The 26,663-nt window shown below is 55.2% G+C and carries 21 protein-coding genes and 2 pseudogenes; 11 read left to right on the forward strand and 12 right to left on the reverse strand.

The features are described 5' to 3' along the window. Positions 1–1,852: 1,852 nt before the first annotated feature. The 3 genes from QWI18_RS00675 to QWI18_RS00685 all read right to left on the reverse strand — a co-directional run bounded on the left by QWI18_RS00675 (position 1,853) and on the right by QWI18_RS00685 (position 5,169). Complete coding sequence (locus QWI18_RS00675) at positions 1,853–2,479, reverse strand: DUF6338 family protein (RefSeq protein WP_369317918.1); 627 nt, start codon at positions 2,477–2,479, stop codon at positions 1,853–1,855. Positions 2,480–3,628: 1,149 nt separating this feature from the next. Continuing rightward, positions 3,629–3,796 carry a hypothetical protein gene (locus QWI18_RS00680; protein ID WP_369305692.1) on the reverse strand — a complete coding sequence of 56 codons (168 nt, stop codon included), beginning with the start codon at positions 3,794–3,796 and terminating at the stop codon, positions 3,629–3,631. A 398-nt stretch (positions 3,797–4,194) separates the two neighbouring features. Then, positions 4,195–5,169 (reverse strand): DNA-binding protein, encoded by a 975-nt coding sequence (locus tag QWI18_RS00685; protein ID WP_369305691.1) that lies wholly within the window; start codon positions 5,167–5,169, stop codon positions 4,195–4,197. A gap of 78 nt (positions 5,170–5,247) precedes the next feature. Between QWI18_RS00685 and QWI18_RS00690 the strand changes: the two genes are divergently transcribed. Together QWI18_RS00690 and QWI18_RS00695 are read left to right on the forward strand one after the other, a co-directional pair. After that, positions 5,248–6,363: a site-specific integrase gene (locus tag QWI18_RS00690; RefSeq protein ID WP_369305690.1), complete on the forward strand. Its 1,116-nt coding sequence runs from the start codon at positions 5,248–5,250 to the stop codon at positions 6,361–6,363. A 259-nt stretch (positions 6,364–6,622) separates the two neighbouring features. After that, positions 6,623–7,586: pseudogene (locus QWI18_RS00695) on the forward strand (tyrosine-type recombinase/integrase). A gap of 175 nt (positions 7,587–7,761) precedes the next feature. On the opposite strand, the gene QWI18_RS00700 reads toward QWI18_RS00695, so the two are convergent. Then, positions 7,762–8,559: a hypothetical protein gene (locus QWI18_RS00700; RefSeq protein ID WP_369317919.1), complete on the reverse strand. Its 798-nt coding sequence runs from the start codon at positions 8,557–8,559 to the stop codon at positions 7,762–7,764. Between the two features lie 401 nt (positions 8,560–8,960). Here QWI18_RS00700 and QWI18_RS00705 point away from each other — a divergent pair. From QWI18_RS00705 to QWI18_RS00715, 3 genes and pseudogenes are all read left to right on the forward strand, one after another. Then, positions 8,961–9,358, forward strand: a pseudogene (locus QWI18_RS00705) (transposase); the annotation flags it as partial. A 595-nt stretch (positions 9,359–9,953) separates the two neighbouring features. Then, positions 9,954–11,579 (forward strand): methyl-accepting chemotaxis protein, encoded by a 1,626-nt coding sequence (locus tag QWI18_RS00710; protein ID WP_369317920.1) that lies wholly within the window; start codon positions 9,954–9,956, stop codon positions 11,577–11,579. A 732-nt stretch (positions 11,580–12,311) separates the two neighbouring features. Further along, positions 12,312–12,512: a hypothetical protein gene (locus tag QWI18_RS00715; protein WP_369318160.1), complete on the forward strand. Its 201-nt coding sequence runs from the start codon at positions 12,312–12,314 to the stop codon at positions 12,510–12,512. On the opposite strand, the gene QWI18_RS00720 is transcribed toward QWI18_RS00715, so the two are convergent. Then, on the reverse strand, positions 12,415–12,723 hold the full coding sequence (locus QWI18_RS00720) for a hypothetical protein (protein ID WP_369318168.1): 309 nt from the start codon (positions 12,721–12,723) through the stop codon (positions 12,415–12,417). The genes QWI18_RS00715 and QWI18_RS00720 overlap by 98 nt on opposite strands. Positions 12,724–13,009: 286 nt before the next feature. Between QWI18_RS00720 and QWI18_RS00725 the strand changes: the two genes are divergently transcribed. From QWI18_RS00725 to QWI18_RS00740, 4 genes are all read left to right on the forward strand, one after another. After that, positions 13,010–13,600: a flavodoxin gene (locus QWI18_RS00725; RefSeq protein ID WP_369317921.1), complete on the forward strand. Its 591-nt coding sequence runs from the start codon at positions 13,010–13,012 to the stop codon at positions 13,598–13,600. A 76-nt stretch (positions 13,601–13,676) separates the two neighbouring features. After that, complete coding sequence (locus QWI18_RS00730) at positions 13,677–14,669, forward strand: aldo/keto reductase (RefSeq protein ID WP_369317922.1); 993 nt, start codon at positions 13,677–13,679, stop codon at positions 14,667–14,669. Positions 14,670–14,747: 78 nt separating this feature from the next. Then, positions 14,748–15,521, forward strand: coding sequence for an SDR family oxidoreductase (locus tag QWI18_RS00735; RefSeq protein ID WP_369317923.1), 774 nt, complete (start codon positions 14,748–14,750; stop codon positions 15,519–15,521). A 181-nt stretch (positions 15,522–15,702) separates the two neighbouring features. Then, positions 15,703–16,755 (forward strand): aldo/keto reductase, encoded by a 1,053-nt coding sequence (locus QWI18_RS00740; protein WP_369318161.1) that lies wholly within the window; start codon positions 15,703–15,705, stop codon positions 16,753–16,755. 48 nt (positions 16,756–16,803) lie between these two features. Here the strand turns inward: QWI18_RS00740 and QWI18_RS00745 are convergent, their stop codons facing one another. From QWI18_RS00745 to QWI18_RS00755, 3 genes are all read right to left on the reverse strand, one after another. Then, positions 16,804–17,856: an alpha/beta hydrolase gene (locus QWI18_RS00745; protein WP_369317924.1), complete on the reverse strand. Its 1,053-nt coding sequence runs from the start codon at positions 17,854–17,856 to the stop codon at positions 16,804–16,806. 36 nt (positions 17,857–17,892) lie between these two features. Beyond that, entirely contained in the window at positions 17,893–18,645 is a 753-nt protein-coding gene (locus QWI18_RS00750; protein WP_369317925.1) for a YkgJ family cysteine cluster protein, read from the reverse strand. Between the two features lie 129 nt (positions 18,646–18,774). Then, the gene (locus tag QWI18_RS00755; RefSeq protein WP_369317926.1) at positions 18,775–19,680 is read right to left on the reverse strand and encodes a LysR family transcriptional regulator; all 906 of its coding nucleotides are present in this window, start codon (positions 19,678–19,680) and stop codon (positions 18,775–18,777) included. A 101-nt stretch (positions 19,681–19,781) separates the two neighbouring features. Here QWI18_RS00755 and QWI18_RS00760 point away from each other — a divergent pair, with 101 nt between their 5' ends. Next, a complete protein-coding gene (locus QWI18_RS00760; RefSeq protein WP_369317927.1) occupies positions 19,782–20,258 on the forward strand; it encodes a cupin domain-containing protein in 477 nt (158 codons plus the stop codon). Further along, complete coding sequence (locus QWI18_RS00765) at positions 20,255–21,658, forward strand: MFS transporter (protein ID WP_369317928.1); 1,404 nt, start codon at positions 20,255–20,257, stop codon at positions 21,656–21,658. Before QWI18_RS00760 ends, QWI18_RS00765 begins: the two co-directional genes overlap by 4 nt. Positions 21,659–21,673: 15 nt before the next feature. On the opposite strand, the gene QWI18_RS00770 is transcribed toward QWI18_RS00765, so the two are convergent. The 4 genes from QWI18_RS00770 to paoA are packed head-to-tail and all read right to left on the reverse strand — an operon-like array spanning position 21,674 to position 26,233. Next, the gene (locus QWI18_RS00770) at positions 21,674–22,450 is read right to left on the reverse strand and encodes a carboxymuconolactone decarboxylase family protein (protein WP_369317929.1); all 777 of its coding nucleotides are present in this window, start codon (positions 22,448–22,450) and stop codon (positions 21,674–21,676) included. Between the two features lie 8 nt (positions 22,451–22,458). After that, positions 22,459–24,660 (reverse strand): aldehyde oxidoreductase molybdenum-binding subunit PaoC, encoded by a 2,202-nt coding sequence (gene paoC / locus QWI18_RS00775; protein ID WP_369317930.1) that lies wholly within the window; start codon positions 24,658–24,660, stop codon positions 22,459–22,461. Beyond that, positions 24,657–25,613 (reverse strand): xanthine dehydrogenase family protein subunit M, encoded by a 957-nt coding sequence (locus QWI18_RS00780; RefSeq protein ID WP_369317931.1) that lies wholly within the window; start codon positions 25,611–25,613, stop codon positions 24,657–24,659. Before QWI18_RS00780 ends, paoC begins: the two co-directional genes overlap by 4 nt. Then, complete coding sequence (gene paoA / locus QWI18_RS00785) at positions 25,610–26,233, reverse strand: aldehyde dehydrogenase iron-sulfur subunit PaoA (RefSeq protein WP_369318162.1); 624 nt, start codon at positions 26,231–26,233, stop codon at positions 25,610–25,612. Before paoA ends, QWI18_RS00780 begins: the two co-directional genes overlap by 4 nt. Positions 26,234–26,663: the final 430 nt, after the last annotated feature.

The following is a 26,663-nucleotide window of genomic DNA, read 5'->3' on the forward strand; positions in this document are numbered from 1 at the left end:
TAATCCATTTTGGTAACGTTACCTATTTAACTTCGACCATCAGTCTGTTGAGAGGGAAACGCGTCGACCAGCGCCGATCGCTCTCGGTCTTCCCGCTGGCCGAGAGCTAGACTGCAGAAACGATCAGCGTCAACGGCAGCTGGTGTTGGTCGTCCCGCCGAAGGAGGTTGACGTGCAGTTCACCGTAGTGGGCAACTGGTACGTGTTCACTGGCATTGGCTGTACTGATTGCGGGGCATGGTAGTTCTGCAGGGCCTGTATCGCGCGCTGCTTCCGAGCCTGGTCTCCTGTGCGTGTTGCTGGCTCAACGATAGCCGGCACTGAATGTAAGCATCGGTCCCCGGCCTGGCTCCGTAGGATTGGCACTGGGCATCCTCGGCGGCCGCTTGTTGGGCGGCCTTTTGTTCCTGGCTTGCACAGCCTGCTATGAGGATTACGACGGCGGTCAGCGCAATCAAATGTTTCATGGCAAATTCACTTAGGACCCAGCGTTTTTCTTTTCTTGGGCTTTGGTTCCTCACTGGGCGGCGGGGGCGGTGGAGGCGTGTTCGCATCGTCGATCAGTTTGATGAGCTGGTCACATTCCTCCGGCGTAATTTCGCCCTTTGCCAAGGCCTCTTTGACTAAAGAGTGCATCGCCTCCCGCGACAATTCTGTCCAGCCATTCTGCACTTGTGTGAGGATGTCGCTTTCCAGTTTTTTGAATTCCTTGCTGTGATCCTACGGAATAAAGTCTGTCGGATCGAGCCCAGCAATTACTGGGATTAGCCGACGGGCTAATCAGAAATAAAGTCTGTCGCATTCCGCATTTTTTGAGGCCTTACCGTGTGACCTACTAAATAAAGTCTGTCGGAATTACGCAACCACATGATTTTAATGAATTTTAACGACATAAATTGACTACTGACGCTTGTAACTCACGCACAGTGAGAATGATGATCGAGACGTGCTCGGGGCCTGACCTGCCTGACCTGCCAGACCCCGGGACCACCCGGTCCACAACCAATGCAGATTTTGCCGTTCCGTCGACGCTATTATCCGCGCATCCACGTCGATCAGTTCTCCCGCGGCCCTTCATTCGGAGCAAAGCAGCCGGCCGGCCGAACCAGATGAGCATCTTTAGACGAAGCCAATCTCAGCCGTGCATAGTTCCGCAACTTCCAACTCCGCATCCAGCACAGCGCGTGGATCTTCTGTTAAAACACTTTTCGGCTGACGACCTCCCAGGCAGCCGTTACTCGACCCAAACCAAAATGCCATACCCCAACCGTCCTTCTGAGAACCAAGGACCGACCGCAGATCATCGTGAACGGTAATCTGCGGATAAAAGGTACTGCCCGCTGCCAGTACCACTCTGGATCCTGGGAAACTCTCATAACCACAACATCAGCAAGTCGAGAAAGCTTTAAGGTTGCTTCGGAGGGGGCGCGACAGGCTTGGCCACTGCTTGGGAAGTCGGTCTTTGGGGAACATAGCCGTTAGTTTGCAAACCATCCTGCACGGGAGCTGGCTTACCATTTTCATTTTTGTCAGTCATTTCCTATACCTTCCTCAAGGATTTTTTGGTGGAGGAGCTACCGATTTACTTTCGCTGGTGGGTTTTGGAGAGTATCCATCCCTAAACTCTTGCCGTCCGCCATCACCTGATCCGCTTGTACCGCCGTTCTTTTGCTTGTCTGACATTAATAGTCGCTCCGCTGTCTAAAGATTATCTGGAATTTACTCAACAACCCTTTATGGATTTTTAGGTGGTGGTGCTGGCGCACGCTCGCTTGTTGGAATAGGCATATAACCGTTACTTACGCGACCTTTATCGCGCTTTTTGGAAGGAGGGGCAACTCTTTCAGATGAGTCATTTTTCTTGTTCGACATTTTCATTTTCCTCAGCGTCTTTTAGGTTGAAGAGCTCAAGTGTAGCTATTTCTTTGGCAAGTATGATGATACCGGCGGAGTCACTTCTCTTTCGTTCGAATCCCCCTCCCTCGCTCAAAACCCATGCCTCTTCGAGGTATATCTGCTCCGGTGCCGGACTGCTCGAAGCAAAAGACTTTGTGTCGAAGCGGCCCGCGATTTGACGTCCGTCAACCAAGGTCACTATCACCCAATAGCGACCTCGCTGGCTGAACACAAAATCCCAAGGTTTTCCCGTGGGGGGCGCAAGCGATCGTTGCAGCAGCTGGGTTTTGCGAAGCCATAGAAAGGCCCATGCCCAAGCAATCGGAGCAACCAGCACTACAAGGATGTAAAAAAACACATAAAGCGTTGGATAGGATGCTCTGAGGTTGAAGTTCTCTACTGCGTAAATCGGCCCCAATAGCAGCGCGTAGTTGATGGAGCTATAGGCGACGGCGTCTATTAATTGTTGCGCTGAGTCTTTGACTTGCGTCGGCTGAAGAAGCGCGTACATCTTCAGGCTGATGAATCCGGGAACGACGAAAGCGATGAAATAGAAAAGCTTGTTGGCTGCCCAAATATCCATATCAGTCCTTTTTAATTGGGTTCTGTTGTCGTCGTCAGAAGTCGGTCAATGCAAGCTGAGCAGATATTGCCCTATCAGCGCCAACAGCGGCGGTCATGAAGGTTAAAATGCCCGCCAATTTGGCGCTCGCCACTACCCATTTTTTATAAACACAAGAAAACCCGAAACAGAAATTTATCTGTGGCCGATGCTCAGTGCAAAGGTGAAAACGCTTCAGACAGCCGGCTGTCGGCAGCGCAGTGGTGGAACTCGACTCGCAGCCAGTCAAGCATGGCCCCACCGATTTCTTAGTGGGCATACAGCTCAGCACCGCAAGCACAGGTGACCAGACTCGGTAGCGCCAGTGCCGCAAAGCGCAGGATGACCAGGCCGTATACCCCCTCCAGTCGGCTAAAAGGGTCACTCTTGCGACATCCACCAGCGGTGTAATAGATGTATCCGTCAAGCTGTCACACATCACGCTCATGTCCAACGCAATGAATGCATCCCGGGCTTGGCGAAACGCATGGTGCTGGCAATTTTCGCCCGGCGAGTAGTTCCAGCTGAAAATTAATCTCGGCGTCAACCCAACTCGCTAACTCGGCCGCCGCGGAATGAAACGCGCGTCCAGCTCGTTCATATCCGGCGCGTCGTCTGATGCATGCAGCCGTGATTACGGCCGAGAGTCGTATGGGTCGAAAGCAGTAACCCACGACCGGCTGCTTTCGGCCAGAACAAGCCACTCCACGGTTCGATCTCCCCAGACAGTGATGGATCTCACTCAACGCTGGGTGGTAGCTAGACGGGCTCCGCGCTCCGCAAAGCGGTTGCCCTGCCTGGCAGTTTTTAGGAAAATGGGCCCCGTCAGATGATCACTGTGATATTTGGCAGAACGCTCCCCGACCGTTTTGCCACTACAAGCCGCCCTACTAAAGGCGGCTTTTTTGTCTACAAATAATCGCTATCTCCAACGGACTGTATTCAGCTATAGCGACAATGCACCGGCGTCACAGTTTGCGAACCTAAGACGACGCGTTGCAACTTACACTCGTCTACTGAATCGACGTCCTTCGGATTGGCAGCCGCGGGTCGTAAGGCGGCCCCACACCTCCTACGGAGTGGATTATCGTCTGGTCGCGCAAGCCGTGGGAAAACTCGGGCCGGGGCAGCCTAAGCTTTGTCGCTCAAAGGCCTGCCAGCAAACGCGGTGCCCCCAACGCGACCAAATGCCTCAACTGCCGAGTCATTAAAAAAGCTTTTGTACCCTGCCGATTGTTGGATCTTCTTTAGCTTCGCACGCGCCGCGGCCTTCACGTCTTCACTTTCTTTGGTTTTCATGCCCGTCCTCCAGGATCGGTTCGCTGCGAGTAACGTTAGCCTTTGCAGTTGGGATGTCAACGCATTCCGCTGTCGATGGATACCTGGCCTCGGTTCTCTGCCCCGGCGCCTTATTCAGCACCTAGCACCTGCATCTCACCTCGGCTTGAGTGCTGCGCCTCCGTCAGCCAACTCGATACTTAGCAAGTCAGCAACATTGAGATGCATGCTTTCTCCGAGGTCGAAAGTAAAGTCGACGATGAATTCCCCCTCTGCAATCCCTGCGCTCCTTGCTGAAGTATCTCAACTGCCAGGAAGAGGCAGGTTTTCGGTAAATGGCCCAGCTTTCTGCGCTTGTCGGGATGCTCCGCCACTAATATCTTCAGCTCCATTGTAGCTTGCCGCCCGACTACCACATATCAAGAGCGGTTATCCTCGCTGCTTGTTGAGACGCCTTTCTTGCGGTTGGGTTTAAGTAGTGATTGAAGCTGGAGCACCTGCTCGCCTAGCGCCTCGGCGCGCGCCGCGTGCGAGGCCGACTGCTGTTGGGCTCCATTAAGTGCGGCTAACTGAGCTGCCAGGCTTGCCTGCAATTGCTGGACGCTGCAGGTGTTTTGTTCTGCTCTTTCTTTATGAATCGCCACTTCTCGCCGGGCATCGGCGAGCTCGGTTAGCGCGGAGGTCAGCCTTTTCTCAAGGATCTCCGCTTGCCTGCCCAACTGTTTGAGTTGTATGGCAGCCGCCCTGCTCTCCTCCCGAGCACGATCCACCTCGCGGTGCGCGCGGTCTTCAATGCCCCGAAGGTACTCCTGCTGCTCAGCGCGCTGTTGCTCGACCTTTTCCTGTAAGGCCCTATTCTGTTGCACCATCTCGTCGGCTTGCCGGCGCGCGCTGTCACGTTCGGCATGGAACGCATCGCGTTGGCGTAGGAGGTCGTCAATCTGCGCCTGACGCTGGGTCAGTAGTTGCTCCAAGTCGGCGAGGCGGATTTCGGCAACGTCACGGGCCGCCAGTGCCTCGGCCGTCTGCCGACGTGCCTGCGCCTGCTCCAACCGTACCTTAGCTTCGCTTGCTGCCAGATGCTCGCGCTCGTTTATCAACACTTGCCGCTGATCCGCCAAAGAGACCTCGACTACGCCCTGCGCCAGGTTAGTCGCCTGCTGCCAGAGGGTAATAAAGGCCTGGGCTACATCTGTCGGCAATCCCGGCAACCGAGTTTCACCGCGCAAGCGCGCGGCCAGAGTTTCCCACCACTGATCGAGCAGGCTACCAACACGTGCTGGACTGCCGCGACCCAGTTCCAAGCGGACTCGTTCCACGGTTGGCCTTTCGCCACGGGCTAAAACCGCGTCCGCAGCCGCAAATACCTCATGTTCCGGTACTCCTACCGCCATGCGCTACCTCCAGATATATTAGGTCTGATAATCGTAGTTTATCCGACCTTATAAATTAATTACTGAGAATATAGTACGTTGAACGTATTAAATGATACAGATCAAGTTCGGGTGGTCAGCGAAACGCATTTAGAGGTGCATTCTCTGACGCAAAGCGCTCAGACCGCAGCGGAAGCATTCATGGCGGCAGGCACTGCGGCCAATACAGTGCGCAGCTATCGCAGCGCCCTCGCCTATTGGTCAGCCTGGCTGCGCCTACGGTTCGGCATCGCGCTGGGAGACGGTGCGTTGCCGGAAACCGTCGTGATCCAGTTCATTCTCGATCATCTGGCTCGTCCGCTGGCGGAAGGTGGCTGGGCTCACCTCCTCCCACTGCCGATTGACGCCGCATTGGTTGAAGCTAAGGTCAAAAGCAAACTTGGAGTTCTGGCTTTCAATACGGTCAGTCACCGTTTAGCGGTCTTGAGCAAGTGGCATCGCATCAATCAGTGGGCCAGCCCCACCGAGTCCATAGCGGCGAGGACGTTGCTACGTGAGGCGAGAAAAGCGCAGAGCCGTCAAGGTGTTCAGGTTAGAAAAAAAACCGCAGTGGTACTTGAGCCATTGCAGGCCCTGTTAGCGACCTGCACGGATGGCGTGCGCGGCATCCGTGATCGCGCGCTATTGCTGCTCGCCTGGAGCGGCGGCGGCCGTCGACGTTCGGAAGTGGTGGGGATACAGATCGCAGATGTGCGCCAACTTGATGAGGGCACTTGGCTGTACGCTTTGGGCACGACAAAGACAGACACGGGGGGAATTCGGCGGGAAAAGCCCTTGCGAGGGGCTGCGGCACAAGCACTAGCTGCCTGGCTGGCCGTTGCGCCTGCGGATCACGGCCCGCTCTTTCGGCGAATGTATAAGGGGAATAAAGTCGGGACGACCGCGTTATCCGCAGACCAAATCGCGCGCATCGTCCAGCGCAGGGCGGCGTTAGCAGGGCTGGCTGGCGACTGGGCCGCGCATAGTTTGCGCTCGGGTTTCGTCACCGAAGCTGGGCGTCAGGGAGTACCACTCGGCGAAGTCATGGCGATGACGGAGCACCGCAGCGTCGGCACCGTGATGGGGTATTTTCAAGCCGGGTCTTTGCTTAGCAGTAAAGCGACGGAGCTGTTAACCCAGATTGACACGGACGTCGCATCCACTGTGAAAACTTAGGAAATCATTGAAGTCTTCCAATGACCCCTCCTCTGCATCCGGTGCCCACAAACAATCAAGGATGGCTGTTCGCCTAAAGCGGACCCTTGCCGGGCTGATCACCAGCGCTTGGCAGAAAGCCCCTCCTCTTCTGGCGATAAAATAGGTTATCACCAATTATTACCGTTTATCCGATCTGCATACGCCGAAAGCTTGGCGCGGTTTTTTTGTGACTGAAATGTCCATTAGTGATCGTAGCGGTGCCAACAGAGAGATAGATATGCAGGAACTGACGAAAACCGCCCAGAACGATCAACGCAGGCTGACGGCGGTCGAATTTCAGGATTTGGCCCAGGTACCCGCTGCAGTCGAGTGGTTTGCCAACCTGGACAACCCTCGAACACGACGCGCCTACCAGAATGACCTGGAAGACTTCTGCGGTTTTGTCGGTTTGGGTTCGGCCGATGAATTTCGGGTGGTGACCCGATCGCATGTTTTAGCCTGGCGCGCCCAGCTCGAGCATCGCGGTTTGGCCGGAGCCACGATCCGGCGCAAATTGGCAGCGCTGGCCAGCCTTTTTGATCACCTCCTGGAGAGCAACGCGATCGCCGGCGGCAATCCCGTGCACGGGGTAAAGCGACCGAAGATTGAAAGCAACGAAGGCAAGACGCCGGCATTGGGTGATCACCAGGCGAAGGCGCTGCTCGAGGCGCCGGATGAGATAACACTTAAGGGGCAGCGCGACCGGGCGGTATTGGCTGTTCTTCTCTATCACGGGCTGCGCCGTGAAGAAGCGGCGCTGCTGCAGGTCAGCGACATCCAGGAACGCCGCGGGATCCAGCACCTGAAGGTGCATGGCAAGGGCGGCAAGGTGCGCTACCTGCCGTTGCACCCTGTGGCAGCTGGGCGCATTCATCAGTACCTGGAAAGCTCAGGGCATCATCTGGCCGAGCGGAAGGTGCCACTGTTCATGCCGCTGCGAGGTAAATTGACCGGCGCCGGGATCACGGCCAACGGCATCTATGCCGTCGTCACGGCCTACGCGAAAAAGGCCGGAATCGAGGTAGACGGTCTGGGGGGTGCACGGACTCAGGGCCACCGCGGCCACCAATGCCCTGGAGCATGAAGCGGATATCGCCAAGGTCCAGGCCTGGCTCGGACATGCCAATATCAGCACGACCAAGATCTATGATCGCCGGGAGAACCGGCCGGAGGATTCACCGACCTACACGGTGAAGTATTGAGGTGTGTATTCAGCGCGCAAAAGTTAAGGTTTAGGTAACGTTACATTAAGGCAGCCAGCAAAACATAGCGGGGCGGCGGAAAAGGTCTGGTTTTCTGACTGGGCGAGCGTTTTTTGAGCCTCAAGCCAAGAGGGCGTCAGGAATAGACGCCTACTTCAGACCTTCCCTAGATGTGCTATGAAACATGCGCGTGAGGAAGCATGTCAGTGTGATCCGGAATACCTACCACAGCTATAGGGGTTAACTCGTGTGCCGATGCAGCTTGGTCTTTTGTATAATCGCCACTCACTGCATGGGTAGCCGTAAATAATTTGCCAAAATGATCGATAGTGGTATTTACGGTATCGGTCAGCTTTGTAATGTTCTCGGTTAGCCTAAAAATATCAAGCGTTCCAGTCTTTTCATCATAACTGGAGCCAAGCTCTTTGACTAGGGCGCTGAGATTCGTAATGTCATGAGTAGATTCTATAGCGTTTTTCGTCACACTTGATACGTAGGTGGCGGATGATCTGATGAACGCGTTTATTCCCAGGCCCACTTCGTCCCCAATCAGCGCAGACACAACTGCCAAATGGTCTAGTACGGGAATGAACGTTCCATCAATGTAGTTTACGGAAGCAATAGCACTACTGGCCACCAGCCCGTTCATGTGATCAGATGTCTTACCCAGGCTGTCCAGAGATTGAATGATAAGCGTATTTTCATCCGTGTCGATGACGCCATCGCTGAGCGCGTCCACGATGGATTTCGTGTGGTTGATGACGTCGACCGAATCTGAAGCAAATGCAACCAAATTGGATTGCTGCACGTTTATAGTAGAGAACAGACTGGAAAAGCTATCTATAAGCGGGTGAAAGAAATTGCCAGTCGACTTGTCGAAGTCATTCAACCCAGGAATAATCTGGGAGGTTATAAAGTTAGAGCTTTCCCAGTTCCATCTTACAAAATCATTAGTCAAAACCTCTTCGTTCATGTCGACTTCTCCGTGTGTAGGGTAGCTAAGAAAACGCAGTTCGGATTTAAATGCTCTGAGTATTTACTTTAAATCCCGTTTTCAGCTAACAGCTTGGCAGCCTTGTAGCAACATGGCAAGAATTTTTTGGGGCAAATTGCCATCTCCATATTGTAAGAGGCGAGAGGCTGCATTACGAGCCCTATTCGGGAACCCGTACCAGCTTTGAAATTGGGCCTTTACAAGCCTTTCCAGTCGAATTTCAGCCATCGTCAATGACTTAACGTAAGGGCGGTCTCGAAAGCTTAGCGCGATACTGAGCTATTGAATTAGTTGTGGGCTCTTATGATGCCAACCCATCACTTGCGTCATCACTTTGATTAGGTTTTGTACGAAAAGTAAAGTATTGGCGCATGAGACACAGTCGAGGCGGCCTTACTGCTAAGATCCACATGGTCTGCGACGCCAATGGCATTTCCTTACGCTTCATCCTTTCGTCGAGGCAAGCCAGCGATATCGCACAAGCCTAATCGCTGTTGGATCAGGTCGAACTCCCGGTAAGCCGAGGCGACCACGCAAGCGTAGTCGCTGGTTACCGGCTGAAAAGGGCTATGACGCAGAACACCTGCGTCACTACTGCGACCGTTACCAACTGCACACGGTGATCCCGCTGCGCGCCATGCCAGGCAGACACCCACCTGGCTTTCCCCGACTCTTTGATCGCCCAAAGTATTCACAGCGGAACATCATTGAGCGGATGTTTGGCTGGCTGAAAGAGAAACGAGGAATAGGGACTCGCCACGACAAGCTGGCTCGTTCAGCTTGTTTGCCGAGGAACGTGTCTAATGAGCATGTACAAATTCGGTCGTTCCAGGGAATGGGAACTCGGAAAACTGGACGCATCGCTGGGCCCTATACCGGGTGCCTCAAGGCTCGAAGCTGCGGCTGGGGCCAATGGCCACATCAAGCACGGGTGCCATTTACCCACGCTCCGGATTGCTCGACCGCTAGTCAGCACGACGATTTTCCATAGCGAGACCTGATGTGGATCAGCGAACTAGCAGAAAGCGCCTCTCAACGAGAATTCCCACCTTCACCACACTGATCGCGGATGCTTGATTCCCGAGCTTTCCGCCGCAGCTCATCGAGCAGCTTGTACGAGACCCAATCTGGGAAAGCGCTTGAGTCACGGCTGAATGCATTTTTTCTCGATTGTACGAGGCTCCTTGCCCAGCCAACCACAAGATTCAGCTTCTGCCGCCTGCCTGTATGACACCTGCCTTTGTTGTTGCTCTCATGCATAGAGATCAATCAGGACAGCCTGCCTTGATTACTTTACTTAAGGTTTCAGAAGAGCGGCCGATCCCATATCAGAACGCCTCCATCAACCGTGGCAACCCAGAAGCGTCACTATCATGAATTTTCGATCACTAAATATCGCCCCAAGAGCGTCGCTATGTTTCGGCTTGATTACCCTACTGGTGGTGATTTTGGGGGGATTCGCATACCTCCAATTGGGCAAGCTTCGCGCTGCAGAGCAAGCGATAGAAACCCACTGGCTGAAGAGTATTCAGACCACAGACGACATTCAGATAGCCGTTCTGAGCGCGCGCTTAGCGAGCATCCGATTGTTGGCAGATACGAATGCTGAAGATCGTAAAGCGTCCATTGCTCAAATCTCCCAAGCACGTGACACCCTCAATGAACATACGAATTTCTACCGTCAGAACCTGATCAAGGATGATCAGCAGCGTGCGGCATTTGAACACGCAGCCACATTGATGGCTGAATTTATTGACGGTCTGGCTCGCATTTTGGAGCTGGATAGCGTCAGCCACGAACAGGCCGTTGCCTATGCCAATACTGAGCAATACGCACGCGCATCGGCCTACCAGGCTCAGTTGACACTGCTACGCCAACACGACGCCGAAGGCGCTGCGCAAGCCGGGATAACGGCATCTGATGTATACACGCGTAGTACCTATGTCATAGGAGTAGTCGTCGCCGCTGCAATCTTTCTGACGATTGTGTTGGCAATCACTTTGACTCATAGCATCGTCAGACCAGTCAATGCATCACTAGCCTTGGCTGAGCAAATCGCAAAGGGTGACCTACGCAGCTCACTGACAGTGACAGGTAACGATGAATCAGCGCGCCTGATGACGGCTCTGAACACCATGCAGGCCAATTTGCGCAATACCATCACCGAGATCTCCGATGCCTCTAAACAACTCAGCTCTGCATCGACTGAAATGACTGCAGTCACCGAGAGCGCAAACCGCACATTGCAACAGCAGAACAGTGAAATCGAACAAGCCGCCACTGCGGTAAATCAGATGAGTGCGGCGGTCGAAGAGGTCGCGCGCAACGCAACCTCAACCTCGCAGGCGGCCAAGGAGTCAACGCACGCCGCCCAGGCTGGCAACATGAAAGTTGGTGAGACCTTGAAAGCTATGGTGAGTCTTAAGGATCGTGTGGATGTGACGTCCGAACAGGTTCAGCAGCTAGCTGGGCAAACTCAGGATATAAGTAAGGTACTGGGTGTAATCGGAGCAATCGCCGAGCAAACCAATCTGTTAGCCCTTAACGCCGCTATAGAAGCTGCCCGGGCCGGTGAGCAAGGTCGCGGTTTTGCTGTTGTCGCCGACGAAGTCAGGGCGCTAGCTCACCGAACTCAAACTTCGACAGGCGAAATCGAAAACATGATCTCTTCAATGCAGGTCCGAAGCGCCCAGGTCGTTAATTCTATGGCTGAGAGCACACGTGAGGTTCATAGCACGCACAGTATGGCCAACGAAGCGGGCCAGTCGCTAGAATTGATCACCGATTCTGCTCAAATGATCAACGACCGAAATACACAGATTGCCACTGCTTCGGAAGAACAGGCGTACGTGGCCCGCGAAGTCGATCGGGCGCTGACCAGTATTCGTGATTTAGCGCTGCAAAGCAGTGAAGGCACTCGTCAGACTCTCATCGCCAGCAACGACCTGTCTCAACTCGCGGCAAATTTGGATCAGATGGTTGCGCGCTTTCGTACTTGATCGAGTCAGTGCTATTTCCGTTGCGGTGCTTGCGACAGTCACTAACTGCTCAGGTAGCGGACAACAGATGCTTGGCAAATTCGTATAGCGATGAGCTCTCGGTTTGTAGAGTTAGCAAAAATGGACAGCCTGTGGCGCCTCATCCGCTTACATCGCTGTATTCAACAGACTACAAATTATTTTTCTAGCAGGGCGGATCGTGTAATAAGACAGAAACCCTCAGCGTGAGCCAAGGGCTTGGGACACATGGATTTTCTTTACTCTGTATTGTCAGGAGTGCGATAGATCTGTAACCAATGCCGGCCAGGCTTACTGGTCGCGGGTGCCTGTTCGTGATCTCGAATGGTGCAGTATCGTCCGAAGCGTTGCGTTACTGAATGGTTGGAGGTATTCATGGTGACTTCCTGAAACGAACCACCGTCCCTCTCAATCTTGTTACCTGGGGCTACGTAAATTGCCATCATCATTCCTTGTTGGTCGATAGCAGCTGCTAACCATTTGACTATGGCACAAAATCCTTTTACTGCAATTAGGTCGTAACCGTTCGGGCAAACCACCTACAGAAGCCACGGCATAGTGATCACCGCTTGAGGATTCTCACCCTAGAATCCATATCCTTGGTGCGACGTCTACTGCTGAAGGCGGAAGCTCGACATTGGTTGATTTGAGGCCGAAAATATTCAGTAGAAATCAAATCAAAGAAAGATTATGCAGTCATCATTAAATCGCCTGATGCTCTACGTTAGAAACGTCCAGGCCGCGAGCGTGTTCTATGAGCGCCACTTTGGCTTCATGCCCACACAAGAAGCTGATGATCGAGTTATCGAGCTTTTTCCTATCCGCGCCTTCCGTCCCGGCTTTGAAGCTCCCAATCACGCAGCGTTGAGCGTTCAGCCAGCTCAACTCCCATCATGGTATTTTGACTCTCAGTGATAAGATCAGCGTCGAGCAGGGCCAAGGCGTAGCTCTCAGCACGAGCAAGGCAAACACGAATGTCGTCGCGTTGCTCTATTGCCATGATCTCATCCATCAGCTCACGCCAAGCTGTGCAGAGCTTTTCTGTTAAACCTTCGAAATTTTCTATCGGCGCCGCTTCCGGGGCTCTTACGGTTGTGCCGTCAACGCTTACAAACTCATTGCTCATAAGATCTTTTTTCCTGTTCCTGATCGGGGTCAACAGCGACCTACGCTTTCGCCCCGCTGTAGTCGTCGCCACCTTCGGCCTTGAAGACCGGTCCGGCCTTGTCCACCACGTAGAGCCAGCTCGGTGCGAGCCTTAATACAGTGACAGCTTCAATGATGAGGCGTTTAGTTTGTTCTACCAATTAATGAGCAACGCTCATAAACCTTAGAACGATCAGCTGACTAGTCTTCACACATCCGCATCGCTAATGTGCTTGAAAAATACTCGAGCAACCAGCGAGGAACAGATGACCGCAATCCACAACCCCAAGCGCCGCAAGGTGGTAGCGGCATTGGCAAGCTTGCCTTTGCTTGGCGCCTCGCTAACGTCCCAAGGCAAGGGTGGGGCTCCTGGAGGCTCTAAAGTTCTGGTCGCTTATTTCACCCGCTCAGGTAATACCAAGGTTGTCGCTGGTCTGCTTCAGCGCGCTCAGCAGGCTGACCTCTTCGAGATCGCTCCTGCAGATGCTTATCCCGAAGATTACTTGGGCACAGTAGAGCAAGCACGCCGGGAGCGTGACAGCAATTTCGAGCCTTTGCTCGCCGCCCATGTGTCGAACATGGCCAATTACGACCTGATTTTTCTGGGTTTCCCCATTTGGGGCGAAACCACGCCTCCCGTCATCAGATCGTTTTTGTCCAGCCATGATCTGAATGGCAAGGTTCTTGTGCCATTTATTACTCACGGTGGCTACGGCTTAGGTAGCAGTTACCACGTACTCACGCGTCATGCCCCTGGAGCGCTGCTGCAAAAAGGATTTGAGATGCAGGCTGATCAAGAGCGCAGGACCATGGACCAAGTCAACGGCTGGCTTGAAGATATACAACTACCCGCTTGAGCAAGGCAATGGCAGTGCGAGCTGCAAAGCTGTGTCTGCTACCCAAGCTCAGAGAGCTTTGATTCGAGGAGTCATTATGAAAACCCGCATGCTCGGTAACGGCCTGGAAGTCTCAGCCATTGGCCTTGGCTGCATGAGTATGACCGAGGTCTATGGTCCGGCTGCCAACAGCAAGGACATGATCGAACTGATACGCAGTGCTCACGAGCGCGGCGTCACCCTTTTCGACACAGCAGAAGCCTATGGTCCGCTCACCAACGAAACGCTGTTAGGTAAAGCCCTCGCGCCCATCCGGGACCAAGTCGTCATTGCGACAAAATTTGGCTTCAACATTGATCCGCAGACAGGCGCACGCGGCGCGGGCACCAACAGCAAGCCGGAACATATCAAGGCTGCGGTTGAGGCAAGCCTTAAGCGCTTGGGCACCGATCACATCGATCTGCTGTACCAACACCGGGTCGACCCGGAAGTGCCAATCGAAGATGTCGCTGGCACTGTCAAGGAGCTTATTGGGCAAGGCAAGGTCAAGCACTTCGGGCTCTCGGAAGCTGGGATTCAGACTATCCGTCGGGCTCACGCAGTTCAGCCCCTCACCGCCGTACAGAGCGAATATTCACTGTTCTGGCGGGGACCGGAGCTTGATTTGTTGCCGTTGCTTGGAGAGCTCAATGTTGGCTTCGTGCCCTTCAGCCCACTTGGAGCAGGTTTTCTAACCGGGCAGATTGACGAACATACGGTTTTCGCACCCAACGATTTTCGTAATCACGTACCGAGGTTCTCCGTCGAAGCGCGTAAAGCTAACAGCGTTCTGGTAAGACTCCTTACGGAGTTGGCAGAGCGCAAACAAGCAACCCCGGCTCAGGTGGCTCTGGGTTGGCTATTAGCACAGCAGCCATGGATCGTACCGATTCCAGGCACCACTAAGCTTCACCGACTGGAAGAAAATCTGGGTGCCGCAGAGTTGCGTTTAACTCATGAGGAATTGGCGGTAATCAATTCGGCTATATCGAAAATCGAGATCCTAGGCGACCGTTTGCCTGAAGCTGCAATGAAAATGGTTGGGCATTGAGCAACCGTCCCGGGTCAGCCTGCCCGCTGCTGCTTTCGCTCTACCCCAGCAAACGCTGATCTCGAAGGTGATACAGCTATGAATACCGATAATCCTATCGTGCTGGTCGTTGGAGCAAGCGGTAGCATCGGTCAGCCGACTGTCGCCGAGTCGCTGCGCAGAGGCTACCAAACTCGAGCACTGGTCCGTGATCCCTCTCAGGCCGAGCTGTTCGCCGAAGAGGTGGCCGTTGTGGTGGGCGATTTGACGCGTGCTGAGACCCTGGCTGAGGCTGTTGCCGGGGTAACAGGCGTCATCTTCACCCACGGCATCAGTGGTAATGATGCAAAAGGCGCAGAGTCGGTGAACTACGGGGCCATACTTAACGTGCTTACTGTGCTCAAAGCGCCGACTCGCATCGCCTTGATGACCACTGTAGGTGTGACAAAGCCGTCAGTAGGTCACGACTGGAAACGACGAGGTGAGCGGCTCGTCCGCGCCAGTGGACTGCCCTACACCATCGTGCGACCAGGCTGGTTCGACTACAACTCGCCCAATCAGCAGAAACTGGTGATGCGTCAGGGGGATACGCATTGGACTGGATCGCCCGCCGACGGCGTTGTTTCACGTAAACAAATTGCTCAGGTGTTGGTTGCTTCGTTGACCTCTCAAGCGGCAACACGCAAAACGTTTGAGCTCGTAGCTGATCCGGGCCTGGCTCAGACGGATCTGGAGCCGTTATTTTCGACCGTACCAGCAGACCTTTCAAGTGGGCAGGACGCCATAGGCGACCGGGACAGTCTTCCTGCGGCTAAAGAGCCGGATTCGGTGCTGCAGGCGCTTGCGGATATCAAGACCCGGTTCGCGCACTGATCGTATTCAAACTTCTTTATCTCCCAAGGGACCGCTCGCTGAGCACGGCTTGCTCGCAGGATTTTTGAGGATTACCCGAATGGTTTCTAAGGTTGAACTGAGTCGTCGCTTATTGCTGGGTGCAATGGGCGGCGTTGCCATAGCGCCGGCCTTCGCGAGCGCAGCGACGGTGCTTGGCGCGATGACTTCCGCGAGCGGGGATACCGTGCCTAGCAGCCAGCCTACCCTTGGAAGACGAAAGCTGGGCTCTTTGGAGGTCTCCAGTATTGGATTGGGCGTACAAAACATGAGTCGTACCTACCAGACGACCATCCCTAACCGTCCCGAGATGATCAACATCATTCGCACGGCTCATGACCATGACGTGACCTTCTTCGATGCGGCAGAAGCGTATGGTCCGCTCGAAGTGGAACGCATTTTAGGCGAGGGGTTATCCCCTATTCGAGACCAATGCGTCATTGCCTCCAAGTTCGGCTGGAACATCGACCCCATAACCGGGGAGCGTCGTCCTGGTCTGAATAGTCGCCCCGAGCACATCCAGAGCGCCGTTGAGGGTATGTTAAAGCGGCTGCGTACCGACCGAATCGATTTGCTTTACCAGCATCGAGTGGACCCTCAGGTCCCGATCGAAGATGTCGCAGGGGCTATCAAGAACCTGATGGCACAAGGCAAGGTCCTTCACTGGGGACTGTGCGAAATGGGGCTCGACACGCTACGTCGAGCACATGCAGAGCAGCCGGTGAGCGCCGTTCAAAGCGAATACTCGATGCTTTGGCGGGGCCCTGAGCAAGATGTTTTATCGACCTGTGAAAAGCTGGGGATTGGCTTCGTACCGTGGAGCCCTCTGGGGGTAGGCTTTTTGACAGGTGCAATCGATGCAAAAACCCGGTTCGCTGAGGGTGACATTCGCGGCATCGAAGGACGGTTTTCCACCGCAAATTTGGCACACAACATGGCTTTGGTAGACTTGCTGAACGCCTGGGCGCAGCGCAAGCACGCCAGCCCCGGGCAGATTTCGCTGGCGTGGCTACTCGCCCAGAAGCCTTGGATCGTACCGATTCCGGGCACGACACAGATGGCTCATATGCTGGATAACGTGGGTGCGGTCAGTGTGCAATTCACGCCGGCGGAGATCGCCGAGCTGGATCGATCCGTGCGAGCGATTGAGGTCAAAGGTTCACGGTTACCCGATGCAGTACTGGCATTCTCTGGAGTGGAGGCACCTGTCAAATAGTCCGCTTCAACGAACGAAGCGGACGGGGGGTTACTTAACTCCGGGACCTTAGAGGGTACGCGTATAGAAGGTGTTGAGTTTATCGATGGCGGCACTCACGTATTTGGGAACCCAGTAGGTTTCGATGTGAGTTGCGCCGTCGAGTTTGAACAACTCCTTATCCTTAGTACCAGTCGCTTTGGTAAACGCATCCTCAGTCATGTAAAGACTGTCAGCCTTCGTGCCCGCAATCATTAGCAGAGGTTGCTGAATTAGCGCTATCTGGTCCGTGGCGTCGAAGCGCATCAAGTCAATCAGGCTGCTCGTCGTGTACTTGAATGTTGAGTTTGGGTGGGCATGGGTCTTCCAGTAGTACTCGTAGCCCTGACGATACAAGTCGAAGGGTAGTTTAGCGATTTGTTCATCGCTGAGATTGGCATCCCCTGAATACATAACAGCCCCGCCTGCCGCCTCTTGGGCCCTGGCCGCAGAAGCTTGCTGCAGCCGTACTTGTACCGAGTCAAGCTGTGAGTCGACATAGCCATTGCGGCGCACACGTCCCGAATTGAACATGCTCACCGTGGCAACCGCTTTGAATCGTTTGTCCGTTTCGGCGGCGGCCAACGAGTATCCGCCACCACCGCAGATGCCTAGCAGGCCCAGGCGCGTGCTATCGGCGCCATCATACCGAGTGATGAAGTCGGCCATGCCATGAATGTCTTCGATTCGGTAGGCAGGCTTGTCAACGCTTCGCGGCTCACCGCCGCTAGCACCCTGGTAAGCTGCATCGGCGGTGATGGTGAGGTAACCCACTTCAGCTAGACGTTGCGCGTACAGACCTGCAACCTGTTCCTTGACGCCGCCGTTTGGGTGCGCCACTACAATAGTTGGATAATGACCTTTAGGGTCATAGTTAGCCGGAATGTAGACGTTCGCTGCTATATCTAATCCATTAAGTTTATAGCTGACAGGGCGGATATTGACTTTACCCGGTTCGTTTTTAGTAATCGCACCGTCGTAGGCTAACGTGAATGGGTTCTTCTTGTAGTCGGCCGCAAGCAGATCTCCACTTGCTACACCCACCAGCGCTGCAAGCGCAGTATGTCGAAAAAGTTTGCTCATATACACTTTCTCCTTTTCAAGTATGCAGGATTGAAGTCATTTCAGGGCATGAAAGATATAGTTGGGATGTTCGGCCTCATCCAACGCAAGTTGCCCATTCTTCAGCTCATTGCAAAGCGCGGGGCTCGCTACCCGGAGCATCCATGCCCCTAGGTCGCTCTGGTCGCCTTGAAAACTAGACGTTTGGCCATTAACGGCTTCGAGGAACTGATCACGTTCGGGAAAGTGGATGACGAAGGCTTCGGCCTTCCATGCAGCGACATTGATGCCCATCTGATTACAGATCGATATCTTCAGGCCTGCGTCATTCTGGTCTGCCAGCCGAGATGCCTGGATCAGCGAGCTCAGCGCAGGATCTGCGGATGCATCGCTGATAATGATTGTGTTCGGTTCCCACGCTTCGGGCGGGCAATCTTTGGCTTGCGGCTCAAGCTCGATGAAAGGATTGATCTCCATCGGGTAAATACGGCACACGAGCGGGCGATTTTCGTAAATACCGCAAAGGTCATCACGTTGTAGATTGGGGCACTGGGTAAGAGCGTGGGCAGCGAAAATGGCTGTGACCTGCACCTGCGTAGCGCCACATGACACCTGTGCCGATCGCAGCAGACTGTGCTGGTATTCCTGTTCTGAAACCGGCCAATGCGGACGGCTAAAGGCCTCAAGCAGGATTGCCACATCATCGCCACGCTCAAGCCATTGCCTGGTCTCCCCCAGCGTGAGAGGAATGAAGCGTCCTTTGCAGCATGCTCCGCAACCGACACAACTAAAGCGGGTTGGATAGTGCATGTGGACTCTCCGCGAAATAACGATTTCCTAGTACCTCTGGTACCTGTGCAGGAACCCTACGGCATACTAGGGCCAGTAGCATCGTTTGATTAGCCGCTGCGCTGCGCTAGGAGTTATGAGTCGACATCATTAATCAACCAAAGTAGGTCGATAGCGCAACGCTTCGACTAGTAAAGCAAAAGCGGGCGACGCTTGCCGTCTACTTGGGTAGTACAGATGAAATCCTGAATACCAAGGGCTCCAATCTTCAAGCACTACCTGCAGTTGCCCACTGGCGATATATGGCGCTGCTATGTCCTCAGGGATGTAGCTCAGACCGAAGCCATCCAACGCGGCATCCAGCAGTTGATAAACGCCGTTATACGTGATCTGTCCGGCTACACGCACATTCAGTGTTTCCTCATCCTTCTCGAACTCCCATGCATACACTCCCCCGTTAGTCGGCAGGCGCAGGTTGTTGCAAAGATGCTTGGGCAGACAGCGAGGTGTGATGGGTTTTTCCCGATCAGCGAAATAGGCTGGTGAGCCTAAGACCAGCATGCGCAGATCGGGGCCGATGCGCGTCGCAATCATGCCGTCGGCAACCGCCTCGCCGAGTCGTACGCCTGCATCGAAGCCCTGCGCAGCAATGTCGACAAAGCTGTAGTCGCAGCAAACCTCGACCGAAATATCGGGATATTTGGGCAGAAAGTTTTTCAGAACAGGGCGAATGACCAGCTCCAATGCATGGTCCATGGCGTTGATACGAATGTTACCCGCAGGTCTGTCACGCAGATCGCTAAGCGCTGCCAAGGCAAACTCAATCTCCTCAAAGCTAGGCCCTACCGTACTGATGAGTCGCTCTCCTGCCTCAGTCGGTGACACGCTTCGCGTGGTCCGGGTCAACAGCCTCAAACCTAATCTCGCCTCCAAGCCGCGAATCGTATGACTGAGGGCCGACTGGGACACGCCTAGCTTGCCGGCGGCCTTCGTGAAACTGCGTTCCCTCGCTACCGCCAGAAAGGCGAGCAGATCACTAGCATTTTCGCGAAGCATTAATGAATCTCACTCATTGATTTATGTGGATTCTAGTGACTAATAGAATTTACATGTAACTGATAGATTACAAATCTTTGCAAAAGCCTCGGAGATTCGTGATGAAGACACTTGCCGCAGCAGCGCTCTCACTGTCTCTGCTTACCGCTGAAAGCGAAGGTGCCCAGCCCATAAACGTTGTCGTGACACCCGCAGGTTCTCAGCCGTCGGTCGTAGGACCGGCGGAATATTTTACCGGGAAGGTCCGCGTTGATACGCCTTTCAAAGGCACCGGCGGCGCACGTGTAGGTGGCGCAACCGTGACGTTCGAGCCGGGTGCTCGAACTGCCTGGCACACCCATCCGTTGGGTCAGACGCTGATTGTGACTGCAGGAGCGGGGTATGTGCAGCAGCAAGGGCAGGCGCCACAGCGGATCCGTCCGGGCGACACTGTCTGGATACCCCCGCATGTTAAGCATTGGCATGGTGCAGGGCCGGATACCGGGTTGAGCCATATCGCGATTGCCGAGGCATTGGACGGCAAGACCGTCGACTGGCTCGAACAGGTCAGCGATGCGGATTATGGTCAGGCGCAATGATTCCACTGTCTCGCAGCCAGTGGAGAATCCTGCTGGTCATCTTGTGCAGCTATCTGATGATCGTACTGGATACCTCCGTGGTCATTACCGCGTTGCCGCAAATTCGCCAAACGTTCGCGATGAGCACCACAGGCCTGTCATGGGTGCAGAATGCCTACACCCTGGCCTTTGGCGGCTTATTGTTGCTCGGCGCACGTGCCGGGGACATACTCGGTCGCCGCCGCATGTTCGTCACGGGCCTGGGCGTGTTCATGCTCGCCTCGCTGCTGGTGGCAATGGCGCAAAGTCAGTGGTTGCTGGTTTCTGCGCGGGCTCTACAGGGCGCGGGTGCAGCGATTCTTGCGCCGTCCTCTTTGGCGTTGTTGCTGGTCAATTTTGAAGGGCAGCAACGTACCCGTGCGATCGCCTGGTATGGCGCTACCGCCGGCGTCGGCTCAAGTGTCGGCCTGCTTATCGGTGGCGTTCTGACCCAATGGGCATCATGGCGTGTGGGCTTCCTGATCAACCTTCCGCTTGGCTTGGTACTGATATGGGTAACGCTGCGCGTCGTCCGCGAAACGCCTGTGCAACCAAGCACATTCGATTTGGCGGGTGCGTTGCTGTCGACGGTGGGCATGACCAGCCTGGTCTTCGGCATCGTCACTGCCGCCCATGCAGGGTGGAGCGATAAGCACACAGTAATAGGGCTGATCGTTGGCCTCGTTCTACTGTCGATTTTTAGCTTTCATGAAGCGCGAACCCAAGAGCCGATATTGCCGCTGCGTCTGTTCCAGCACCGGGTACGCGCCGGTGCGTACAGCGCTCGACTGTTGTTCCTGGGTGCGATGATGAGCTTTTACTTCTTCACAACTCAGTACCTGCAGGAGGTGCTTGGCTTCAACGCCAGCGAGGCAGGGTTGGCCTTTCTACCGACTACCTTGGCAAACTTCTCCGCCGCCTTGGCCATACCGCGGCTAACCCGCCTGTTTGGAAACGGAGCGTTATTGGCAGGCGCAGTGGCTATGGGATGTGTCGGCATGGTGTGGCTGTCTGGAATACGCGCCGACAACCATTACCTTAGCGTCGTGGTACCGCTGCTACTGATCGGCCTGAGTCAAGGTGCCTGCCTCAGTCCGTTGACCACTGCAGCGATGACCGATGTGCAATCGGCCGACACTGGCGCAGCATCAGGTTTAGTCAACGTCAGCCATCAACTCGGTGGCACCTTAGGGCTCAGCGTGCTAACCGTTGCCTACAGCTATGGAGCGCGTTCCTCGGACTCAATCGAAGCGGTAACGGCGGGTATTTCCATGGCCTTCGTTTGGAGCGCTGTCTTGCTGGTATTGGCGTTGATCGTGGTGCTTGCTCTCATCGTGCGACAAACCCCTGCAAGCGCTGCAGTTGTTCAGGAGCGCGGATAGCTTATAGCCGTATGCTCAGCTCTTTGCCCGGAACTCGAAGACTTCCTTGAATACCGGCACTGCCGACATTGCTTTTGGCCAGCCGACGTAGAACGCCAGGTGTGTCACCACTTCAGAAGCCTCGGTCTTGCTCAGGCCATTGTCCATCGCGCGGTTCAAGTGGAACGGCAACTGTGCGGTCTGGCCCTGTGCGACAAGGGCGGCGACGGTGACCAAGCTACGGTCTCTAGCCGTCAGGCTCGGATCACGCCAAAGGTCTGCGAACAAGACATCGTTGGTGTAATCGCCCAGCTTCGGTGCTACTTCCTCGGTCGCCGATCGCACAGCGGCACGCCGTTTGGCTTCGCTATCTGCGTCCAGACTTAGGGGCTCGGTGATTGCCGGCACGATTTGGTCATGGGCAATGTTGCGCTCGGTAAATACCTGATGGGCCACCCCCGCTGCTGACATCGCGTTCGGCCAGCCTGCGTAAAAAGCAAGATGGGTAATGAGGGCGCTGATCTCGCTCGGCTTTAGACCGTTGTCCAAGCCTAGCTTGATATGGCCAGTCAGCTGTGCACTCTGGCCGTTTGCAATAAGGGCAGAGAGGGTGATCAGACTCCGGTCGCGGCTCGCCAATTGCGGACGCTTCCAGACTTCCCCAAACAGCAGCTGCGTGGTGTAGTCATAGAGCTTTGGCGTGACCTCCTGCACATGGGGCGCAGGCTTGGGGTCCGGCTTGGCTGAGCTAGCTCCAGCCTCGGTCACGGCAGCAAGACACAACGTCGCGAATACGGGTGCAATCAGTCTCATGGTGCCTCTCAGGTGATAGCAATCGGTGGCAGGTGATCAAGGAATTTGTCCAAGGTGATTGGATATTCCCGAACCCGAACTCCAGTGGCGTTATAGACAGCGTTTGCAATGGCCGCAGCGACACCTGAGATGCCAAGCTCCCCTACGCCCTTGGCTTTCATCGGTGATGAGTAAGCATCTACTTCGTCGATGAAAATGACTTCCTGATGCGGAATGTCGGCGTGCACCGGTACTTCATACCCGGCAAGATCGTGGTTAACGAAGAAACCGTGACGCTTGTCGACCACTAATTCCTCCATCAGCGCCGCGCCGGCACCCATGGTCATGGCGCCAATGATCTGGCTGCGCGCGGTCTTGGGATTGAGTATGCGACCGGCAGCGCAGACGGCCAGCATGCGGTCAATACGCACCTCCCCGGTTGCAGCATCGACTCGGACTTGAACGAAATGCGCGCCAAAGGTCTGGTGCTCGCGCTCTTCACGGGCCTTGCCGAACTCCAGGATATCTTCGGCCATCAACGTGCCGTGGCGAGCGACTTCTGCAAGAGACATGCTTTTGCCGCCGCCTCGCACCTGGCCATCCGTGAACTGCGCAGTGGCGGGGTCGATACCGATCGTTTCGGCAATAAGCGTGCGCAGCTTCATGCTGGCGGCATACACTCCGGAGGTGGATGAGTTAGCACCTCGCTGGCCAGCGGAGCCTGCCGACGTAGGGAAGTTAGAATCACCCAGGCGAACCACCACCTTGTCCAGGCTAACACCCAGAGTCTCGGCGGCTGTCTGCCCGAGGATGGTGTAGCTGCCAGTACCGATGTCGGTCATGTCGGTTTCGACTGTGATGAGGCCATGAGCATCCAAATGCACGCGCGCCGCGGAATCGCGGATGGGATTACCGCGAATCGCCGAGGCCATGCCCATGCCTATCAGCCAGCGACCATCGCGCTGGCTGCCTGGAGCGGACGAACGCTGATCCCAGCCGAAATGCTGCGCGCCTATCTCCAGACACTTGATCAGCTCGCGTGTCGAGAATTGCCGGGAAGGTTCTCCCGGCACCACCTGCGTGTCGTTCAAAATGCGCAGTTTGACTGGGTCAATATTCAGGGCCACTGCTAATTCATCCATGGCGCCCTCGAGGGCCATCATTCCAGATGCCTCTCCTGGTGCACGCATCGCATTGCCTTCAGGGAGGTCCAGCACGGCCAAGCGAGCGCGGGTCATGCGGTTGGCACCGGCGTATAGGACTTGGGTCTGAGTGACCGCCTTTTCGTACGGTCCGCCTGGGAGATTGCCGGACAGGGTTTCGTGGCCGATCGCTGTGATAAGTCCTGAGCTATCGGCACCCAAGCGCACGCGCTGGATCGTGGCAGGCCGGTGAGTGGTGTTGTTGAACATCATGGGCCTGGTGAGCGCAACCTTAACCGGCTTGCCGAGCTGACGTGCCGCAACCGATGCCAAGACCGCGTCTGCCAGCACCGATGCCTTTCCCCCGAAACCGCCACCGATGTAAGGCGAAAGCAGGCGGATGTTTTGTGGTGGCACGCCGAGGATCTTCGAAAGGTCGCGCTTGCTCCACGACAGCAGCTGAATCGAGCACCATAACGTCAACTGGTCCCCCTGCCATCGCGCAACGGATGCATGAGGCTCCATCATCGCGTGGGCTTGGTCAGGCGTGGTGTACGTCACGTCGACTTGCACGGTCGCCTGGTTGAAGGCCTGATCGAACTGGCCGATGTCCGTATCGGGCCCGCTTTTAGGAATCTGGGCATTAGGGCGTTCAGCCTCCAGGTCAAATCGGCCTTGGCCTGGTGCATATTCCACTTCGATCAACTGCGCGGCCGAGCGCGCCTCCTCGAAAGTCTGTGCGACCACCATCGCAATTGCCTGATGGTAATGGTCGATGTCCGGGCCACCAAGCGCCCTGGCAGCATTGAACTCACTTTTCCCGAGGGGGCCGGCATTTGCTGCGGTAATGACAACCAGCACGCCCGATGCTTCCTGCGCAGCGTCTGTCTGTATTCGGGCTATACGACCTTTGCCAATACCAGCACCTACGATATAACCGTACACAGCGTCCGGGACCGGCTCATGATTCTCGTAGGCATAGCGAGCAGCGCCCGTAACCTTCAACGGTCCTTCGATTCGATCAAGGGGCTGGCCAATGACTTTCAACTGGTCTATCGGATTGTCACCCGTCGGCGAATCGAACTTCATGACTGAGCCCTCGCTTGGGATAGTACCGACGCCAGTGTTCGTTCCGCCAAGACAATCTTGAAGGCATTGTCATGAGCAGGAGCGGCACCGGCGAGCAGTCTGTCCATGACCGCCTTGGCACCTTTTGGCATCAGCGCGTCAGCAGCTTCCATGCGCCATGGCTTATGAGCGACACCGCCCAGCGCTACCCGGCCGGTTCCGTCGGGCTGAACGATGGTCGCCACCGAGATCAGGGCAAACGCGTACGATGCGCGGTCGCGCACCTTGTGATACAGATGCGCGCCACCTAGCGGCTTGGGCAGCGTAACAGCGGTCACCAGCTCATCTGGGAAAAGGGCTGTTTCGATATTCGGCGTGTTGGCGGGCAGCCGATGGAAGTCGGCTATTGGAATGGAGCGGACACGACCGTGAGCCCGAACAGTCTCAACCGTGGCATCCAGCAAACGCATCGCTACCGCCATGTCGCTTGGATGGGTGGCAATGCAGTTACTGCTCGTGCCGATGATAGCGAGTTGGCGGCTAACCCCCCCAATGGCTGCGCAGCCAGTGCCGGGCTTGCGTTTGTTGCACGCCATGTTGGTATCGTAGAAATAGGGGCAGCGTGTGCGTTGCAGTAAATTGCCTGCCGTCGTCGCGACGTTGCGAAGTTGTCCCGAGGCACCTGCTAGCAGGGCTCTAGAGAGCACCGCGTAATCTTTTCTTACGCGAGCGTCGGCAGCCAGATCGGTGTTGCGTACCAAGGCCCCAATACGCAGCCCGCCTTCGGACGTGGGCTCAATGGTGTCCATCCCCAGTCCGTTCACGTCAATCAAATGCGTGGGGGCTTCGATCTCGAGCTTCATCAGATCCACTAAATTGGTACCCCCGGCAATGAAGCGTGCGCCTTCAAATTGGGCGGCCTGGGTAGCCGCTTCTGCCGGAGATCCGGGGCGCAGATAATTGAACGGCCTCATACGGTCTCCTGCGCGACTTCGGTAATCGCCTCGATAATGTTCGAATAGGCGCCGCAACGGCAGATGTTGCCGCTCATGCGCTCCTGAATCTCCCGGGCGACAAGTCGCGGCGCTTCGGTGAGGTTTTCACTGACATGGCTGGGAATGCCGGCGCGAATCTCTTCAAGAACCGCTACCGCTGAGCAAATTTGCCCTGGCGTGCAATAACCGCATTGATAGCCATCATGTTTGATGAAAGCTGCCTGCATGGGGTGTAGTTTCTCGGTACTGCCCAAGCCCTCAATGGTGGTAATCCTGGAACCTTGATGCATAACGGCCAGCGTCAGACATGAATTGATCCTGGTGCCGTTGGCGATGACGGTGCAAGCGCCGCATTGACCGTGGTCGCACCCTTTCTTGGTGCCGGTCAGGTGCAAATGATCGCGCAATGCATCCAGCAACGTCGTTCGGGTATCAAGTACAAGCGCCTGTGTCGTGCCGTTGATATTGATAACGAGCTGCGATTTGTTTGGTTGCGCGGCGTTGGCGGCACTGGCCTTTGCAGTGATAAATGGGGGCAGAGTAATGGTCGCAGAGGTGACTACCCCTACGATAAGGAATTCGCGCCGGGTCAACGGCATCCTGTCGATCGTATCCACGGTCAGTATTCCTCAGGAAAGCTGTATGGCCTGTTCATGAACAGAGGGGCACGCGTAAAATCGCTCGCCATTGCATCGGTTTCATAGGTGCGTATATCTACCGAACTTAGCGTCTTGTGTGGCTAGCGACTATGCCGTAACCGCGTATAGGCCCATGAGCACCGTTCATGAATGGTTGATGACGTGGTTTAAGCTGGCAATGTGCATGAGATAATTGGGCAAAGTACCGGGCGCGGTCGAGTGATCTGGACACTTCCCAAACACGACATGCATTGAGAACAAAACCACCTAGTTAGGGTTTCACTTAAACCCCACTAGGTCATGGCGCGCCGTCGCTTAGGACAATCATCTAGCCGCATCGGGCGATTGAGCGATACGATTACGGCATAGTGCTATCTGTAACTGGACACGA

It is taken from the genome of Pseudomonas sp. W2Oct36, from assembly GCF_041060465.1.
Classification (GTDB): Bacteria; Pseudomonadota; Gammaproteobacteria; order Pseudomonadales; family Pseudomonadaceae; genus Aquipseudomonas; species Aquipseudomonas graminis_B.